This is a genomic window from Aminobacter aganoensis (assembly GCF_014206975.1).
GTDB classification, from domain to species: domain Bacteria; phylum Pseudomonadota; class Alphaproteobacteria; order Rhizobiales; family Rhizobiaceae; genus Aminobacter; species Aminobacter aganoensis.
In genome coordinates, this window is sequence record NZ_JACHOU010000002.1 from 229,986 (window position 1) to 248,500 (window position 18,515).

Genomic DNA, 18,515 nt, shown 5'->3' on the forward strand with positions numbered 1-18,515 from the left:
TTCCAATCCCTTCCTGAGCACACCCTTCACACGGGTGGGGTCACTGAGTTGTTCAGCCGAGCGCGGCGATTGCAGCCTCGACGTCGGCCGGGTTGTTGACCGCGGCGGTGGCGATGTCCTTGTTGATGCGGCGGGCGAGGCCCGACAGCACCTTGCCGGCGCCCACTTCATAAAGCGTGGTGATGCCGTTATTGCCGAACCACTCGACGGTCTCGCGCCAGCGGACGCGGCCGGTGACCTGCTCGACGAGGCGGGCGGCGATCTCTTCCGGATCGGTGATGGGCTGGACCGAGACGTTGGCAACGACCGGGATGATCGGCGCATGCTTCTTCACGCCGGCAAGCGCCTCGCGCATCTTCTCGGCCGCAGGCGCCATCAGGGCGGAATGGAAAGGTGCGGAGACCTGCAGCATCAACGCGCGCTTGGCGCCCTTTGCCGTGCAAAGCGCTGCGGCACGCTCGACGGCCGCCTTCTCGCCCGAGATGACCAGCTGGCCGCCGCCATTGTCGTTGGCGATCTGGCAGACCGAGCCCTCCGCGGCTTCGGCGCAAGCCGCGTCGACATCGGCCTGCTCCAGCCCGATGATGGCTGCCATGGCGCCCTTGCCTGCCGGCACGGCCGCCTGCATGGCATCGCCACGAATGCGCAGCAGGCGCGCTGCGTCGGCCACGGAAACGAAGCCCGCGGCGGCAAGTGCGGAATATTCGCCGAGCGAGTGACCGGCGACATAGGACACCTTGTCCTTGAGCGACAAGCCGCGCGCTTCGAGCGCCCTGAATGCAGCCATCGACACTGCCATCAACGCCGGCTGGGCATTGGCCGTCAGCGTCAGCGTTTCCTCGGGCCCTTCCCAGATCAGCCTCGACAGCTTTTCGCCGAGCGCGTCGTCGACTTCCTCGAAGACCCGGCGCGCTTCCGGAAAGGCATCGGCCAGTTCCTTGCCCATGCCGACTGCCTGGCTGCCCTGACCTGGAAAAGTAAATGCAACGGCCATATTCGTCTCCTGGCTGCTGGCGCATCGCCTGAGGCCATTCCGGCCCTTCGGCGCCATGCGCAGACATAACAATCCGAAGTACGCGTCCCGCCCCCGGGGAACGTCGGGCACTCCAGATCGCTGTGGCTCTGGCGCAATGCCCCCCGTCAAGTCAAGCCTTGTGCGTCCCGAGGCCCGAAACGGGCCGATAATCACACATGATTAAGCCGAAACACGATTTGTTGGCCAACGCTTCTCAATTTTGCCATAAGCCCTAGCTTCTGCATGACAGTTTGATGACGTTCAGGTGACGTTCAGGTGACGCCTGCATGATGATGCCGTCATGAAGCCGAGGAAGTTGAGTTGGGAAGTGTAGTCGATAAGGCCGCAAGCAGTGCTGAGGACGCGAACCAGACCGCGTTCGACCGGCGTGCCTATGCCTTGGGCGTCCTGCGCTCGGTCATGGTCACGCTCGCCGTGTCGGCGGTGCTGGTCTTCGCCATCGAGTTCGTCGCGCGCGGCTCCTTCATCGACACGCTCAATTTCTTCCAGCAGCCGTTCAAGCCGAGCTGGACGACTGTGGCGCTGTTTGCGCTGCTGCTGGTCGGCCTCGACGCCCTGCTCGGCCGGCCGCACAACGGCTTGCTGATCGTCGCGCCGGTGGCGCTGCTGCTCGCCTTTGTCGGCCATCAGAAGTCGCTCTATCTCGGCGACCCGCTCTACCCGACCGACTTTCTCTATGCCCGCCAGATCGTCGAGCTGATGCCGTTGCTGGTGCGCGAGCGCCCGATGGCCGGCATCGGCATCGCCGTCGGCCTCGTTGCCGGCATCGCGCTGCTCGTCTTTGCCTGGCGCTACTGGCGCCGCCGCATGCCGGCGCTGACTTTCTGGGCGCGCATCTCGCGCCTGGCCATCGCCATTCCGGCGCTCGCCTTCTTCGTCTCGATCATGGACTACGCGACCTTCTCGTGGACACGCGACCGTCTCCAGATCATCCCGATGATGTGGGACCAGAAGGAAAACTACGCCTCCAACGGCTTCGCCATCGCGTTTGCGCTCAACGTGCCGATGGCCAAGGTCAAGGCGCCGCACGGCTATTCGGAAAAGGCGATCGATGCCATCGCGCGGCCGGAACAGGCTGCCGCCGCCCTGCCCGAGGAAAAGCCCGACGTCATCATCGTGATGAGCGAATCCTTCTGGGATCCGACGCGCCTGCCCGGCGTCTCGATCATGCCCGATCCGATCGCCAACGTGCGCGCGGCCCAGTCGGGCCATGTGTTCTCGCCGGAGTTCGGCGGCATGACGGCCAATGTCGAGTTCGAGGCGCTGACCGGCTTTTCCAACGCCTTCCTGCCGGCAGGCTCCATTCCCTACCAGCAATATGTCCGCGCGCCGGTGCCCTCGCTTGCCACCTTCTTCAAGAGCGAAGGCTACGAGACCAAGGCCATCCACCCCTTCGGCGGCTGGTTCTGGAACCGCGCACCGGTCTACAAGGCCTTCGGCTTCGACCAGTTCATGTCGGAAGAAAACCTGCCGCAGCTGGAAAAGCGCGGACCTCTGGTATCCGACGCCGCCCTGACCGAAGAGATCATCCGCGAGGCCGATGCTGCCGAACATCCTTTCTTCTACTTTGCGGTCTCGCTGCAGAGCCATGGCCCCTACGAGCCCAACCGCTACAGCGACACCACTCATAAGGTCGAGGCGCCAACCTCGCCTTGGACGCGCGACTCGATCCTGACCTATGCCGAAGGCGCATCGGACGCCGACCGCGGCCTCAAGCGGCTGATGGACTGGGCGAGCAAGCGCAAGCGTCCGACGGTGATCGCCTTCTTCGGCGACCACCTGCCACCGCTCGGGCCCGTCTATGTCGAAACCGGATTCATGGACGAGCCCGTCGCCAAGCGCAAAGCGGCGATCGGCGAGATGCTGGTCCAGCACGAGACGCCCCTGGTGGTCTGGTCGAACCGCACCGGCACGACCAAGGACATCGGCTCGATCAGCCCGGCGTTCCTGCCACTCCACGTGCTCAAGACCGCGGGAATAAGCCACCCCTACTACACCGGCTTCCTCGGCGACCTGTCCGAGCGCTTCCGCGTCGTCGACCGCAACGTGCTGCTGCCGAAGGCGGGCGAGTCGGTGTTCGACTGGTCGCGCCAGAAGGACGTCGACCCGTCGATCCGCGATTACCGCTGGCTGCAATACGACATGATGTTCGGCAAGCGCCGCGGCGCCAAGCCGTTCTTCCCCGAGACGGTCGACAAGGTGGTTGCCGACCGCACGCGTTCGCCGCTGTTCCTGCGTCCGGAAGCGCTGGGCTGAGGCCCACCGCCGCCGAAAAAGCCCGATTTCAGCGGGATTCTTGGCCCCGCCCCTTGCCTTGAAGGCGCTTTGCGTATAGACGCCCGCCATCTGCCGGTCCCAGCTGGGGGCTGAACGGAGGGCCGGAGGTTTTCTTGAAAGCCGCCGTGCGAAGCGAAAACGCTTCCGCCTCCCGTGTCTCCGCTCTCGACCGTCTCGTCGTGCTCCTTTCTTCCCCTGAGAAGGCCGTAGGCCCTCGAAGGGTCAGCGAGGTCGCAGAGGCTCTAGCCGCCGGGACCGGAAGATGGAAACGAAGAAAGGCAAAAACTATGGCTCTTTACGAACATGTGTTTCTTGCCCGCCAGGACCTTTCGCAGCAGCAGGTCGATGCACTTGTCGAACACTACAAGGGCATCATCACTGAAGCAGGCGGTTCGGTCGGCCGGGTCGAGAACTGGGGACTGAAGTCCCTCACCTACCGCATCAACAAGAACCGTAAGGCGTATTACACGCTCATGGACATCACCGCTCCGTCGGCTGCCGTCAAGGAAGTCGAGCGCCAGCAGGGCCTGTCCGAAGACGTGCTGCGCTTCCTGACCGTAAAGGTCGAGGCGCATGAAGAAGGCGTCTCCGCCATGATGCAGAAGCGCGAAGAGCGCTCCGAGCGTGGCGAACGCGGTGGCTTCGGCGACCGTCCGCGCAGCTTCGGCGATCGCGACCGTGGTGATCGCGGCCCGCGCAGCTTCGGCGACCGCGATGGCGGTGGTGACCGTGGCCCGCGCCGTCCGCGCGAAGGTGTTGAAGGGGGTGCAGAATAATGGTCGACATCAATCAGATCCCGACCCGTCGTCCCTTCCATCGCCGCCGCAAGACCTGCCCGTTCTCCGGCGCCAACGCTCCGAAGATCGACTACAAGGACGTGCGTCTGCTGCAGCGCTACATCTCCGAGCGTGGCAAGATCGTTCCTTCGCGCATCACCGCCGTCAGCCAGAAGAAGCAGCGTGAACTCGCCCAGGCGATCAAGCGCGCCCGCTTCCTCGGCCTGCTGCCCTACGTGGTGAAGTAAGACATTCGAAGCGGGCGGTTCGCTGCCCGCTTCCTCCCTTCCGCGACGGGCGCGGTCGGGCGAACCTCAAATCCCGGGTTGGTTCTCCGAGGAGGACCTAACTGCCGCGACAGGCAGGACAGCGAAACCGGCGCAGCCCGCGCCCTGATTGCTTCCTTGCCCGTTGAATTTTTCCGCTGCCTTTGCAGCCAACGAAAGGACAAGGACAATGGACGTCATTCTCCTCGAACGCATTTCCCGCCTCGGCCAGATGGGCGACACCGTCAAGGTCAAGGACGGCTTTGCCCGCAACTTCCTCCTGCCCAAGGGCAAGGCGCTCCGCGCCAACGAAGCCAATAGGAAGAAGTTCGAAGGCCAGCGCGCCCAGCTCGAAGCCCGCAACCTCGAGCGCAAGTCGGAAGCCGAGAAGGTTGCCGAGACGCTTGACGGCAAGACGTTCGTGATCGTGCGTTCGGCCGGCGAAACCGGCCAGCTCTACGGTTCGGTCTCGAGCCGCGACATCGCGGACCTCCTGGCTGCCGAAGGCTTCACGGTCGGCCGCAACCAGGTCGAACTCAACCAGCCGATCAAGACCATCGGCCTGACCAATGTCGCGATCGCGCTGCACGCCGAAGTCGAAGTCACCATCACGCTGAACATCGCGCGTACGGCCGACGAAGCCGAGCGTCAGTCGAAGGGCGAGACGCTGACCACCGCCGAAGCCATCTACGGCGACGACATCAACGAGAACGCCCGTCCTGACAGCTTCTTCGACCCGAACGAAGACGGCGAAGGCGACGAAGGCTGATTTTCAGCTTTCCATCCAGTTTTCTGGACCAAGCCCGGGTGGAAACACCCGGGCTTTTTTGTGCCAGGTGGAACCTGAGCGTGCCCGCGCTAGTTACCCGTTTCTGACAACAGGACTGACACATCGCGAGCATTGCCCATGAACGTGTTGCTGCAGCGCATTTTCGCAAAACTCGTCCGCACAGGAAACCTGACCGTCACCGGACCCGACGGCGTGCCGCACCGCTTCGGCGACGGCAGTGGCGAGCCGGTCCACATGCTGATCCGAACGCGGCGGGCCGAACGGGCCATCACCTTCGATCCGACATTGGCCGTGCCGGAGGCCTACATGGACGGCGAGATGGACATCGTCGAAGGCAACATCTTCGGCTTCATGCGGATTGCCTTCCAGAATCTCGGCAACGGCACGGTCGACGCCGCCTGGTCGCGCGCCATCGAAGGCCTGCGGGTGGCGTTGCGCCGCTTCCAGCAGGTCAACACCGCAGCACGGGCGAAACGCAACGTCGAGCGCCACTACGATCTTTCAGGCGATCTCTACCGGCTCTTCCTCGACAGCGACATGCAATATTCCTGCGCCTATTTCGCCAACCCCGAAATGACGCTGGAAGAAGCCCAAACGGCCAAGAAGGCGCACATCGCCGCCAAGATGCGGCTCAAGCCAGGCCAGTCGGTGCTCGACATCGGCTCCGGCTGGGGCGGCCTCGGGCTCTATCTTGCGCGGTCGTTCGAAGCGCAGGTGTTGGGCGTCACGCTGTCTTCCGAGCAGCACGCGGTCGCCACCGAACGCGCCCATCAGGAAGGCCTCGACAGCCACGTCCACTTCGAAATCCGCGATTATCGCGACCTCGTCGAGCGCTTCGACCGCATCGTCTCGGTCGGCATGTTCGAGCATGTCGGCGTCAATCACTACCGCACCTTCTTCGACACCGTCGCCAAGCGGCTGAAACCCGATGGCGTGATGGTGCTGCATTCGATCGGCCGTTTCGGCCCGCCGACGGCGACGAGCGCATTCATCCGCAAATACATCTTCCCCGGCGGCTATATCCCTGCCCTGTCGGAAGTCCTGCCGGCGATCGAGAAGGCGGGGCTGATGGTCGCCGACGTCGAGGTCCTGCGGCTCCACTATGCCGAGACGCTGAAGCATTGGAGCAAGCGCTTCGCCGCCAACCGGGACAAGGCCAAGGCGATCTATGACGAGCGCTTCTGCCGGATGTGGGAATTCTACCTGGCAGCATCCGAAGCCGCCTTCCGCTGGCAGGACCTGATGGTGTTCCAGATCCAGATCACCCACCGAAACGACACGCTGCCGCTGACCCGCGACTACATCGGCAAGTGCGAGAAGGCGCTGGCCATGCACGAGATGGCGCATCGCACCGCCGAACCGACGACCAAGGCCGGGCGCAAACGCACGGTCGGCGACAAGGAATAGGATCCAACAGGCCGATGTCAGGCCTTGCCCCACATGGGCTCGCATAGGACAAAGCCCGTCTCCCCTTCGAGCCGGGCTTTGTCATGACCTATGCCATCTACGTCGCTGCCGCACTTGCCGAGATCGCCGGCTGCTTTGCCTTCTGGGCGTGGTGGCGGCTTGACAAGTCGCCACTCTGGCTGGTGCCGGGCCTCGTCTCGCTCGTCGCCTTCGCCTGGCTGCTCACACTGGTCGAAGCCAGTGCCGCGGGCCGCGCTTACGCCGCCTATGGCGGCATCTACATCGCCGCCTCGCTGTGCTGGCTGTGGCTCGCCGAAGGCGTACGGCCCGACCGCTGGGACATCATCGGCGCGGCCATCTGCATTTTCGGCGCCTCGGTCATCCTGCTCGCGCCGCGGGGCGCGTAGCCGCTGGGGCGGGATGGTCTTACCCAGCGTCGCGGTCTAGGATTCGGTCACAGTCAAACTGATTCCAACCGCAGGAAAAGTGTCCTGTGGATTAGTTGGGCCAGCCTGTGAATTTTTGGACAAACTAGGTCCTAAAGAAAAGAAAGTCAGACCGAGACCGCTTTTCTGGATTGGACTCTGATACGGGAGTATCTCTCTCAGAGACGGGGAAGACATTGGCTGAGGCAGCGCGCAAGTTCGAAGTGGCGGAAACCCCGCTCTACCGGGAAGCCCCGAACAACATCGAGGCCGAGCAGGCGCTGCTGGGCGCGATGCTGATCAACAACGACGCCTTCTACCGCGTCTCCGACTTCCTCAAGGCGACCCACTTCTACGAGCCGCTGCACCGCAAGATCTTCGAGGTCTCGTCCGAGCTCATTCGCATGGGCAAGATGGCGAACCCGGTTACCCTCAAGACATTCCTGCCGGTCGACGAAAAGGTCGGCGACATGACCGTCCTGCAGTATCTGGTGGCGCTGGCGGCCAATGCCGTCACCGTCATCAATGCCGCCGACTACGGCCGTGCCGTCTACGACCTCGCCACGCGGCGTGCGCTGATCACCGTCGGCGAGGACATGGTCAACATCGCCTATGACGCGCCGGTCGACATGTCGCCGTCGGAGCAGATCGAGGATGCCGAACGCCGCCTGTTCGAACTCGCCGAAACCGGCCGCTACGATGGCGGCTTCGAAAGCTTCTCCGACGCGGTCAAGACCGCCATCGACATGGCCAGCGCCGCCTACATGCGCGACGGCCACCTCTCCGGCATCGCCAGCGGCTTGCAGGATCTCGACGCCCGCATGGGCGGCCTGCAATCCTCCGACTTGATCGTGCTCGCCGGCCGCCCCGGCATGGGCAAGACCTCGCTCGTCACCAACATCGCCTTCAACGTCGCCCACGCCTATGTCCCGGCGCAGCAGGCCGACGGCTCGTTCAAGGCCGAGAATGGAGGCGTCGTCGGCTTCTTCTCGCTCGAAATGTCGTCCGAGCAGTTGGCTACCCGTATCATTTCCGAGCAGGCCGAGGTGCCCTCCTCCAAGATCCGCCGCGGCGATCTCACCGAAGCCGATTTCGAAAAGCTGGTCAGTTGCACTCAGACGCTGCAGAAGATCCCGCTGTTCATCGACTCGACCGGCGGTATCTCGATCGCCCAGCTCTCTGCGCGCGCCCGCCGCCTCAAGCGCCAGCGCGGCCTCGACCTCATCATCATCGACTATATCCAGCTGATGCAGGGCTCGTCGGCCAAGTCGTCGCAGAACCGCGTCCAGGAAATCACCGAGATCACCACCGGCCTCAAGGCGCTGGCCAAGGAACTCAACGTCCCGATCATCGCGCTGTCGCAGCTGTCGCGTCAGGTCGAAAGCCGCGACGACAAGCGCCCTCAGCTCTCCGACCTTCGTGAATCAGGCTCGATCGAGCAGGACGCCGACGTCGTTATCTTCGTCTACCGCGAGGAGTACTACCTCAAGAACAAGGAGCCGAAGCCGGGCACCGACGACTACATCAAGTGGGAGGGCGACATGGCCGAGGTTCGCGGCAAGGCCGAAGTCATCGTCGCCAAGCAGCGTCACGGCCCGACCGGCACCGTCAGCCTCGGCTTCCAGGGTGAGTTCACCCGCTTCTTCGACCTCGCGCCCGAGCATCATTTGCCGGACAGGTTCGGGGAAGAGTAGGCTTTGTCCAACGCGGCATTCCTTCGCACCACCCTCTGGCCTGCCGGCCATCTCCCCCGCAAGGGGGGAGATCAATCGCATCGCCGGCGGCGGTCATCCTGCATGCTTGCCAGTGCAGGCTTCGCAAGGTTGGTGATTGGCCCCGGCGCCGAAGAAGGCGTGATCTCCCCCCTTGCGGGGGAGATGTCCGGCAGGACAGAGGGGGGTGCGAAGAAGCCCTACCTCCCCCACTCAGCATCGCAGCACCCCACCCATGGCTAAGCCCCGCGTCCAATTCATCTGCCAGAACTGCGGTGCCGCGCATCAGCGCTGGGCCGGCAAATGCGATTCCTGCGGAGAGTGGAACACGCTCGTCGAGGAAGGCACGGCCGGCGGCATCGGCTCCGGACCGGGTTCGCTCAAGAGCGCGCGCAAGGGCCGTCCCGTTACGCTGACCTCGCTCGATGGCGACATCGAGGATGCGCCGCGCATCGTCTCGGGGATCGGCGAACTCGACCGTGCCACCGGCGGCGGCTTCGTGCGCGGCTCGGCGCTGCTGATCGGCGGCGATCCCGGCATCGGCAAGTCGACGCTGCTGACCCAGGCGGCGGCAGCACTCGCCGCGCGCGGCCACCGCGTCGTCTATGTCTCGGGCGAAGAGGCCGTCGCCCAGATCAGGCTGCGCGCCCAGCGCCTCGGCGTTGCCACCACGCCGGTGGAACTCGCCGCCGAGACCAATGTCGAGGACATCCTCGCCACCATCGCCGACGGCAAGCGGCCGGACCTCGTCATTATCGATTCGATCCAGACGCTGTGGACCGACCTCGCCGATTCGGCACCCGGCACGGTCACGCAGGTGCGTGCAGCGTCCCAGGCGATGATCCGCTACGCCAAGTCGACGGGTGCCGCCGTCGTGCTCGTCGGCCATGTCACCAAGGAAGGCCAGATCGCCGGCCCCCGCGTCGTCGAGCACATGGTCGACGGCGTGCTCTATTTCGAGGGCGAAGGCGGCCACCATTTCCGCATCCTGCGCACGGTCAAGAACCGCTTCGGCCCGACCGACGAGATCGGCGTCTTCGAGATGTCCGACAAGGGTCTGCGCGAGGTCGCCAACCCCTCAGAGCTGTTTTTGGGCGAGCGCCATTCCAAGGCGCCGGGTGCCGCGGTGTTTGCGGCAATCGAGGGCACGCGGCCGGTGCTGGTCGAGATCCAGGCGCTGGTGGCGGCGTCGTCGCTGGGCACGCCGCGTCGCGCCGTCGTCGGCTGGGACTCGTCGCGGCTGTCGATGATTCTCGCCGTGCTCGAGGCGCATTGCGGAGTCCGCTTCGGCCAGCACGACGTCTATCTCAACGTTGCCGGCGGCTATCGCATATCCGAGCCGGCCGCCGACCTGGCGGTCGCTTCCGCACTGGTTTCATCGCTCACCGGTCTTGCCCTGCCTGCTGATTGCGTCTATTTCGGCGAAATCAGCCTTTCTGGCGCCGTGAGGCCGGTTGCGCATGCACAGCAACGCCTTAAAGAGGCCGAAAAGTTGGGCTTCGGAAGGGCAGTCCTGCCCGCCGGCAGTGGGGACATCGCAGGTGGAATCGGGGCCGGTTCGTTCCAGCCGACCGCACTCGCGGATCTGGTGGCGCGGATAGCCGGCTCAAGACGAAGCCGCGCGGAAGAGACGGATTGAAACCGTCGTCAGGGAGTGAGAGACACTATGCCGATTACGCTGCTTGACGGAATTCTGGTCGGCTTCACCCTGGTTTCGGCGATGCTGGCCATGGTGCGCGGCTTCTCGCGCGAGGTACTTTCGGTCGCCTCCTGGGCCGCTGCCGCGGCTGCCGCCTTCTTCTTCTACAAGCCGGTGGTGCCCTACGTTCAGCCCTATATCGACAACGAGAAGATCGCGATGGCCGCAGCCGCCGGCATCGTCTTCATCATCGCGCTGATCGTCGTCACCATCATCACCATGAAGATTGCAGACTTCATCATCGACAGCCGCATCGGCGCGCTCGATCGGACGCTCGGCTTCCTCTACGGTGCGGCGCGCGGCATCCTGGTGGTGGCCGTTGGGCTGTTGTTCTTCAACTGGCTGGTCGGCGACAAGTCGCCCGCCTGGGTTTCCGAGGCGAAGTCGCGGCCGCTGCTCGAAAGCATCGGCACGACGATCGAGAACATGCTGCCGGAAGATCCCGAGAACTCGATCCTCAAGAAGCTCAATTCGCAGGGCGAGCCCGAGACCGGCACCGCCACGCCGCCTGCCGAAGGTGGCGCCGACGAGCCCGCCGGCGCACCCGCGGCCGAGACGCCGCCCGCCAACAACTGAGCGACTTCGCGATCATCAGGACTGGTGATCGCACGTGACTTTCTTGAACGCCGTGCCTCCCTTGGGAGGCACAGCGTTCTGCATTCTGGAAGCTAACGATATCGCCATCCGGTAGCAGCCACTGGGCCGACGCGCCCCGGTCAGAGCACGTCAAACTTCAGCCAATTCCGCGATCACTTCATGTCTTCGAACAGAAGCTTGTTGGTGTTCATGACCGACATCTGGACGATGTCGTCTTCCTTGACGCCGCGCGCCTGCAATTCGGAGAAGAATTCGCGCAGGGCATCGCCGACGCCGGCCGAGAACACCTGCCCGACGTCCGACGACAGAATCACGCCCTGCGACCCAACCCCCTCGATGACTTCGATGTACTGTTCGTAGCTCAGGTCATCCATCGCGAGGTTGACGAAGGCCAGTTCGCTGTAGGCGCCATATTCTTCCCACATGCGCCGCATTGTCTCGGGATCGAGTTCGGTGGTCTGGAACAGCGGATGCGTCATGATGATCCGGCGAATGCCCATCTCATGGGCGATGCGGACGACCGTCAGGGTCTCGTTGCGGTCGAAATGCCCCGTCGCTAGGATGAGGTCGTTGTCGGCGATGACCTGCAGCGCACGCCTGAGCGCAGCCATCTTGTCGTCATTGCCCTCGTCCAGCGTATAGCCGGTGCCCTCGGCATAATACCTGGTGTACTGCCCCTTGATACCCCAGGCTTCGGACAGGTCGCGGCGATTGTATTTCCGCAAATGGGCCTCGCAGCACATCGTCGGCATCCAGACCACGAAACGGTCGGAATCGGGGTCGGCCGCCGTCACGTCGCGCTTCCAGCCGGAAAGCGCCGAGCGCACGCCGTGGTCGTCGACGCCGCCGCAGCCGAAATTCAGGGCAACGGAACCGACCAGTGCCACCTTGTCGTCGGGCCGGCGCAACTGGCTGACCTGCCCGGTGGTCGGCTGGAAGTGGTTCTTCATCACCACGCCGAATCCTTCTTTCCGCGCCTCGGCCGCGAGCGTCTCAGCGCTGTATTTCCGGCGTAAGAATTCCGGTCCGATATGCACATGCATATCGATCACGCGCTTGTCGCCAACGTGCGGTAGTGCCTTCATTACCCAACTCCATTCCTGGTCACGGCAGTAAAATTATGTATATACATAATTACTATTCTATACGCATGGAAGCTTGTCAACACGCCGCCGCGAGCCATTGCCGCGGCGACCAATGCGTCTCTGCTTGCCAACGCTCGCTGTAGCCAAGTTCCTGGCTTGCGAGTCAAGCCGACAGCATGCATGAGCTCTTTGGCTCAGCTTGCGCAACTTCAATTATGTATATACTTATTTTCGCGGCTTGAAGCCGCGCCTCCATCGTGTCGCGTGGGCAGAGCGCATTTACTGGGAAGGAAAGCATGTCAATTAAGTCTTCTACGGCGCAGTCGCCGACCCTCGCGGACGATCGGGACGCGCCCGTCAACAGCTACGCGCGCAAGGCGTTGATCGCATCCAATCTTGGGTACGCGATGGACGGTTTCGATCTGATGATCCTGAGCTTCATGCTGCCGGCGGTCACCGTCGGCCTGGCTCTTTCGAGCTCGGAGGCAGGCTCGCTGATCACATGGACGCTGATCGGCGCCGTGATCGGCGGCCTGATCGTCGGTGCCCTCAGCGACCGTTTCGGCCGCATCCGCGTCCTGTCGTGGACCATCCTGCTGTTTGGTGTGTTCACCGGTCTTTGCGCCCTCGCGCAGGGTTATTGGGACCTCCTCATCTACCGCACCATCGCCGGCATCGGCCTGGGCGGCGAGTTCGGCATCGGCATGGCGCTGGTTGCAGAGGCCTGGCCGGCACACAAGCGGGCGCGGGCTTCGTCCTATGTCGCGCTCGGATGGCAGGCCGGCGTCCTGGGCGCGGCACTGCTCACGCCGCTGCTGCTGCCGTTGATCGGCTGGCGCGGCATGTTCGTGATCGGACTGATCCCGGCCGTGGTGGCCTTCGTCCTGCGCAAATACCTGCACGAGCCGGAAATGTTCGTGGCCGCGGCCAAGAAGGATGCGGGAAAGCGCGTCAACCCGTTCCGCTACCTGGTCGCGGACCGCGAGTCGCTGCGGTCGACGATCGGCATCGGCATCATGACGTCGGCGCAGAACTTCGGCTATTATGGCACGATGATCTGGCTGCCGGCCTACCTGTCGACGCAGATGGGCTTCTCGCTCACCAAGTCGGCGATGTGGACGTCGGTCACCGTGCTGGGCGGCGCTGTCGGCATGTGGATCTTCGGCCATCTGGCCGACCGTTTCGGCCGCAAGCCGCTGTTCATCGCCTTCCAGATCGGCGCAATGGCGATGGCCTTCGTCTATCCGCAGATCAAGGACCCGATGGCGCTGCTTGTTGCCGGCGCGATCACCGGCGTCTTCCTGAGCGGCATGATCGGCGGCTACGGTGCCCTGATCTCCGAAAGCTACCCGACGCAGGCCCGTGCGACGGCACAAAACGTGCTGTTCAACGTCGGTCGCGGCATCGGCGGCTTCGGCCCGCTGGTCATCGGCTGGCTGGCGACGCAATATTCGCTCTCCGCCGGCCTGTCGTTCCTGGTCTTTGTCTGGGCAATCGATATTCTTGCCACGGTCTTCCTGATCAAGGAACGCAAGGGCGTTGAACTGGCCTGATAGGCCAAATCGCCTGCGCAGGTTCGTTTCCTGCGCAGGCGATGCCCAGTCACTCCGAGGCCGGCCATCCGCCTGCGACAAGGCCTGCTAAAATTGGTGATGGTATTGCCGGTCGGCATGCCCTATATGACGGCTTTCCGACACGAGACCGTGACCCGATGGTTGACGCAGAAACACCTCTCTCCGCCGAGGCTGATGATCATTTCCACGATGAATGCGGCGTGTTCGGCATATTTGGCCGGCAGGACGCAGCGGCCATCGTCACGCTGGGCCTGCATGCGCTCCAGCATCGCGGCCAGGAAGCCGCCGGCATCGTCTCCTACGATGGCAGCCAGTTCCACGTCGAACGCCATATCGGCCTGATCGGCGACACCTTCACCAAGCAATCGGTCATCGACAGGCTGAACGGCAACCGCGCCATTGGCCACACCCGCTATGCCACCACCGGCGGCGCCGGCATGCGCAACGTGCAGCCCTTCTTTGCCGAGCTTTCCGACGGCGGCTTCGCGGTGGCCCACAACGGCAACCTGACCAATGCCATGACGGTACAGCGCGCCTTGCAGAAGCAGGGCTCGATCTTCTCGTCGACTTCCGACACCGAAACCATCCTGCACCTGGTCGCGACATCCAAGGAACGCGACCTCAACTCGCGCTTCATCGATGCCGTGCGCCAGGTCGAAGGCGCGTTTTCCCTGGTGGCACTGTCGTCGAAGAAGATGATAGGCTGCCGCGACCCGCTCGGCATCCGCCCGCTGGTGCTCGGCGACCTCGACGGCGCCTGGATCCTCGCTTCCGAAACCTGCGCGCTCGACATCATCGGCGCGCGTTTCGTGCGCGACCTCAAGCCCGGCGAGATGGTGATCGTCACCTCCAAGGGCATCGAGAGCATCTTCCCGTTCGAGCAGCAGAAGCCGCGCTTCTGCATCTTCGAATATGTCTATTTCGCCCGTCCCGACTCCTCGGTCGAGGGCCGCAACGTCTATGACGTGCGCAAGCGCATCGGCGCCGAACTCGCCATCGAGAGCCCGGTCGAGGCCGACATCGTCGTGCCAGTGCCCGATTCCGGCACGCCGGCCGCCATCGGCTTCTCGCAGCAGGCTGGTCTGCCCTTCGAGCTCGGCATCATCCGCAATCACTATGTCGGCCGTACCTTCATTTCGCCCGGCGATTCGATCCGCCACATGGGCGTCAAGCTCAAGCACAACGCCAACCGCCGCATGATCGAGGGCAAGCGCGTGGTGCTGGTCGACGATTCCATCGTCCGCGGCACCACCAGCCAGAAGATCGTGCAGATGGTGCGCGACGCCGGCGCCAAGGAGGTGCACATGCGCATCGCCTCGCCGCCCACCCGCGCCTCCTGCTTCTACGGCGTCGACACGCCGGAAAAGTCCAAGCTGCTGGCCTCGCGCATGACGATCGAGGAAATGGCCGAGTTCATCCGCGTTGATTCGCTCGGCTTCCTGTCGATGGACGGTCTCTACCGTGCCGTCGGCGAACCCGGCCGCGACAACGAACAGCCGCAGTTCTGCGATGCCTGCTTCTCGGGACAGTACCCGACGCGCCTTGCCGACCTCGAAGGCTCGGACAATGTCCGCACCCTATCGCTGCTGGCAAACAACGGAGCCTAGCGCCTCCTGGTGCTGACTTCCGGCTTCCGTGTCAGTTCCCGGAAGCCGTCTCGCCCTTCCAGATCAAGCCCTGCCGCATCGCCAGCTTTTCACCTGGACCGTGGACGGCTGCGAACAGCAGTCCAGCGAGGAAGGTGAAGTGGTCGACGAAGAAGCCGAACTCGGCCTGGTTTGCCTGCCAGAGCGCGGGGCCGTGAAAGGCGAAGGCCAGGAAGATCACATAGGCCCCGGCAAGCAAAGCCGCTTCCGAAAAGAAGGCGCCCGTCAGGAACGCCGCCACCAGGCCAACTTCGAAGATGGCCGCAAGCCAGGCCAGAAACAGCGGAAAGGGAAAGCCGGCAGCCGCAATGTAAACGGCGGTCTGTTCCATTCCAGCGAACTTGAAGACAGCCGCCATGGCAAAAGCGCCGGCGAAGATCAGTCGGGCGAGAAGGATTGCAACGGTTCTGCTCATGCTCGAACCTCCGGGAACTTCGTTCTTGACCGAGGACGATGGGGCGCAGGCGTTTCCGACATTGCTGGCGCGGAATTTCGCTGCTTGCGACACATAGTCGGTCTTCATTGTGCGTTGCGGGGTTTTGTTCGCGGCGAAATCGTCCTATCAGGCAGCGGATCGACCAGCTCGAATTGGGTGCCCGCATGACCACGACTCCCGACCTCTCCGGCCGCATCGCCCTTGTCACCGGCGCCTCGCGCGGCATCGGCTACAACGCAGCCAAGCAGTTGGCAGCCGCTGGCGCGCATGTCATCGCGGTTGCGCGCACGGTCGGCGGTCTCGAAGAACTCGACGACGAGATCAAGGCTGCCGGCGGCCAGGCGACGCTCGTCCCGCTCGACCTGACCGACATGACCGGCATCGACCGGCTTGGCGGTTCGATCCACGAACGCTGGGGCAAGCTCGACATCCTGGTAGCCAACGCCGCCGTCCTCGGCGTCATCGCGCCCATCGGCCACGTCGAAGCCAAGGTCTTCGACAAGGTGATGGCGGTCAACGTGACCGGCACCTGGCGGCTGATCCGTTCGGTCGATCCGCTGCTGCGCCTCTCCGATGCCGGCCGCGCCGTAATCGTCACCTCCAATGCCGCCCATTCGGCGCGCGCCTTCTGGGCTCCCTACGCCGCCTCCAAGGCTGCGGCCGAGACGCTGATGCGCTCATGGGCCGACGAAACGCGCAACCTGAGGCTTCGCGTCAACGCCTTCGACCCGGGCCGGACCCGCACGGCGATGCGCGCCCAGGCAATGCCGGGCGAGAACCCCGAAACGGTGCCGCACCCCTCCGAGGTCGCGGCCCACATCCTGTCGATGGTCGACCCTGCACTCAGCCAGACCGGCCTGATCTATCAGGCCCGCGAACAGCGCTGGGTGTCCTACCAGCAGCCGGCCTGAACATCTGCTGCCGCCCCGGCGCCTTGCACCGGTGGCCGCGACGAGGCAACGATCGCACTGCTGCCGCGTTGAACATCGCCATTCGACGAATGTGGGGACATCGACCGCATGACGACAGACCAGCTGATGTCCCTCGCCGTCATCGTACTGATGATGGCAGCGTTCATCTGGGGTCGATTCCGTTATGATCTGGTCGCCTGCGGCGCCCTGATCGTCGCCGTTGCCGCCGGCATCGTGCCGCAGGCGGAAGCCTTCAGCGGTTTTGGCGACGACATCGTCATCATCGTCGGCTCGGCGCTTCTGGTCAGCGCCGGCGTCGCCCGCTCGGGCATCATGGAATATGCCATCCAGCGCTTCGCCCCCGACGTTTCCAGCGTCAGGGCACAACTGGCGCTGCTCGTCATCGTCGTCACCCTGCTTTCCGCCTTCGTGAAGAACATCGGCGCGCTGGCGATCATGATCCCGATCGCCTTCCAGTTCGCGCGACGCTCCAACGTCTCGCCCTCGGTCTTCCTGATGCCGATGGCCTTCGGCTCGCTGCTCGGCGGCCTGATGACTCTGGTCGGCACCTCGCCCAACATCGTCGTCTCGCGCGTGCGCCAGGAGATGACCGGCGAAGCCTTCTCGATGTTCGACTTCACGCCGGTGGGTGCGGCTCTTGCTGCCGCCGGCATCGTCTTCCTGGTGCTGTTCTACTGGCTTCTGCCCGTCCGCACGCGCGCCTCGGCCTCCATCCACGAGGCCATCGACATCGACAACTACGTCACCGAAGCCCGGATCGTCGCCGACTCCGCCGTCGTCGGCAAATCACTGGCAGACCTGCTCAAGCTCGGCGGCAGCCGAGCCGTGGTGACGTCGATCCTGCGGTCGCGGGCGTTGCACATCACGCCCTTTCCGGACGTCGTGCTCCGCGAGGGCGACATCCTGCTGATCGAGGGCGCCCCTGACGTGCTCGATCGCATGGTGGCGCAGGCCAAGCTCAGCGTCACCGGCAGCCGCGCTTCCGCCGGCGGCCAGCACGCCGCGGCGGCCGTCGAAGCGATCATCGGCGAGAATTCGAGCCTGATCGGCGGATCGGCCCAGAGGCTTGCGCTCTACGACCGATTCAACGTCAACCTGCTGGCTGTCAGCCGCAAGGGCGAGCGCATCCAGGAGCGCCTCGGCGCGGTCACGCTGCGCATGGGCGACGTTGTTGTGCTTCAGGGCAATCCGCAGACCTTGCCAGAGATCTTGCGCGAACTCGGCTGCCTGCCGCTCGCGGAGCGGCCGATCCTGCTCGGCAGCGTCCGCCGCGGCATCGTTCCGCTGGCGATCCTGACCGCCGCGATGGCGGCGACCGCCTTCGGCCTGCTGCCCGTCCCGCTGGCCTTCTTCTCGGCTGCCGTTGCCATGGTCCTGTTCCGCGTCATCCCGATGCGCGAGGTCTATGGCGCCATCGACGGGCCGATCCTGGTGATGCTCGCAGCCCTCATTCCCGTCAGCGATTCCTTGCGGCGGACGGGCGCCACCGACGTCATTTCGGCCTGGCTGGCGGAATTCGCCGCCGGCTTGCCACCAGCGGGCGCACTGACCCTGATCATGGTCGTGGCCATGGCGGTCACGCCGTTCCTCAACAATGCAGCGACGGTGCTCGTGGTGGCTCCCATCGCGGCCGGTTTCGCCAGTTCGCTCGGCTACCAGCCGGAAGCGTTCCTGATGGCCGTCGCCATCGGCGCCGGATGCGACTTCCTCACGCCGATCGGCCACCAGTGCAATACGCTGGTGATGGGACCGGGCGGCTACAAGTTCTCCGACTACCCGCGCCTCGGGCTGCCATTGTCGCTGCTGGTCATCATGGTGGCGGTGCCGATGCTGCTGCTCGTCTGGCCGATGTAGGCG

General features: G+C 64.3%; 16 protein-coding genes. 13 read left to right on the top strand and 3 right to left on the bottom strand.

Annotation, left to right across the window (positions count from 1 at the left end):
* Positions 1–52 precede the first annotated feature (52 nt).
* Complete coding sequence (fabD, locus tag GGR00_RS05030) at positions 53–994, bottom strand: ACP S-malonyltransferase (protein WP_184698300.1); 942 nt, start codon at positions 992–994, stop codon at positions 53–55.
* Between the two features lie 441 nt (positions 995–1,435).
* Between fabD and GGR00_RS05035 the strand changes: the two genes are divergently transcribed.
* The 9 genes from GGR00_RS05035 (at position 1,436) to GGR00_RS05075 (ending at position 10,964) form a co-directional block, all read left to right on the top strand.
* Entirely contained in the window at positions 1,436–3,292 is a 1,857-nt protein-coding gene (locus GGR00_RS05035; protein ID WP_184698931.1) for an LTA synthase family protein, read from the top strand.
* Positions 3,293–3,600: 308 nt separating this feature from the next.
* Positions 3,601–4,089, top strand: a complete 489-nt coding sequence (rpsF, locus tag GGR00_RS05040) for a 30S ribosomal protein S6 (RefSeq protein ID WP_055978672.1) — start codon at positions 3,601–3,603, stop codon at positions 4,087–4,089.
* The gene (gene rpsR, locus GGR00_RS05045) at positions 4,089–4,337 is read left to right on the top strand and encodes a 30S ribosomal protein S18 (protein ID WP_018427106.1); all 249 of its coding nucleotides are present in this window, start codon (positions 4,089–4,091) and stop codon (positions 4,335–4,337) included. The genes rpsF and rpsR overlap by 1 nt, the downstream gene beginning before the upstream one ends.
* Positions 4,338–4,545: 208 nt before the next feature.
* On the top strand, positions 4,546–5,124 hold the full coding sequence (rplI, locus tag GGR00_RS05050; RefSeq protein ID WP_055978670.1) for a 50S ribosomal protein L9: 579 nt from the start codon (positions 4,546–4,548) through the stop codon (positions 5,122–5,124).
* A gap of 138 nt (positions 5,125–5,262) precedes the next feature.
* Positions 5,263–6,552 carry a cyclopropane fatty acid synthase gene (locus GGR00_RS05055; protein ID WP_184698303.1) on the top strand — a complete coding sequence of 430 codons (1,290 nt, stop codon included), beginning with the start codon at positions 5,263–5,265 and terminating at the stop codon, positions 6,550–6,552.
* Positions 6,553–6,635: 83 nt separating this feature from the next.
* A complete protein-coding gene (locus tag GGR00_RS05060) occupies positions 6,636–6,959 on the top strand; it encodes a YnfA family protein (protein WP_184698305.1) in 324 nt (107 codons plus the stop codon).
* Positions 6,960–7,174: 215 nt separating this feature from the next.
* On the top strand, positions 7,175–8,671 hold the full coding sequence (locus tag GGR00_RS05065; RefSeq protein WP_055978661.1) for a replicative DNA helicase: 1,497 nt from the start codon (positions 7,175–7,177) through the stop codon (positions 8,669–8,671).
* A 253-nt stretch (positions 8,672–8,924) separates the two neighbouring features.
* A complete protein-coding gene (gene radA, locus GGR00_RS05070; RefSeq protein ID WP_055978660.1) occupies positions 8,925–10,328 on the top strand; it encodes a DNA repair protein RadA in 1,404 nt (467 codons plus the stop codon).
* 27 nt (positions 10,329–10,355) lie between these two features.
* On the top strand, positions 10,356–10,964 hold the full coding sequence (locus tag GGR00_RS05075) for a CvpA family protein (RefSeq protein WP_055978657.1): 609 nt from the start codon (positions 10,356–10,358) through the stop codon (positions 10,962–10,964).
* Between the two features lie 173 nt (positions 10,965–11,137).
* Here GGR00_RS05075 and GGR00_RS05080 read toward each other — a convergent pair whose 3' ends face one another.
* Positions 11,138–12,070 (bottom strand): DUF6282 family protein, encoded by a 933-nt coding sequence (locus GGR00_RS05080; protein WP_055978654.1) that lies wholly within the window; start codon positions 12,068–12,070, stop codon positions 11,138–11,140.
* A gap of 296 nt (positions 12,071–12,366) precedes the next feature.
* On the opposite strand from GGR00_RS05080, the gene GGR00_RS05085 reads away from it, so the two are divergent.
* Together GGR00_RS05085 and purF are read left to right on the top strand one after the other, a co-directional pair.
* Positions 12,367–13,623, top strand: coding sequence for an MFS transporter (locus GGR00_RS05085; protein ID WP_184698307.1), 1,257 nt, complete (start codon positions 12,367–12,369; stop codon positions 13,621–13,623).
* Between the two features lie 158 nt (positions 13,624–13,781).
* Complete coding sequence (gene purF / locus GGR00_RS05090) at positions 13,782–15,251, top strand: amidophosphoribosyltransferase (protein WP_184698309.1); 1,470 nt, start codon at positions 13,782–13,784, stop codon at positions 15,249–15,251.
* Positions 15,252–15,282: 31 nt separating this feature from the next.
* On the opposite strand, the gene GGR00_RS05095 is transcribed toward purF, so the two are convergent.
* Positions 15,283–15,705, bottom strand: a complete 423-nt coding sequence (locus tag GGR00_RS05095) for a DoxX family protein (protein WP_184698311.1) — start codon at positions 15,703–15,705, stop codon at positions 15,283–15,285.
* A 185-nt stretch (positions 15,706–15,890) separates the two neighbouring features.
* On the opposite strand from GGR00_RS05095, the gene GGR00_RS05100 reads away from it, so the two are divergent.
* Both GGR00_RS05100 and GGR00_RS05105 read left to right on the top strand, forming a co-directional pair.
* On the top strand, positions 15,891–16,637 hold the full coding sequence (locus GGR00_RS05100; RefSeq protein WP_184698313.1) for an SDR family NAD(P)-dependent oxidoreductase: 747 nt from the start codon (positions 15,891–15,893) through the stop codon (positions 16,635–16,637).
* 108 nt (positions 16,638–16,745) lie between these two features.
* Positions 16,746–18,512 (top strand): SLC13 family permease, encoded by a 1,767-nt coding sequence (locus tag GGR00_RS05105; protein ID WP_055978644.1) that lies wholly within the window; start codon positions 16,746–16,748, stop codon positions 18,510–18,512.
* Positions 18,513–18,515 lie beyond the last annotated feature (3 nt).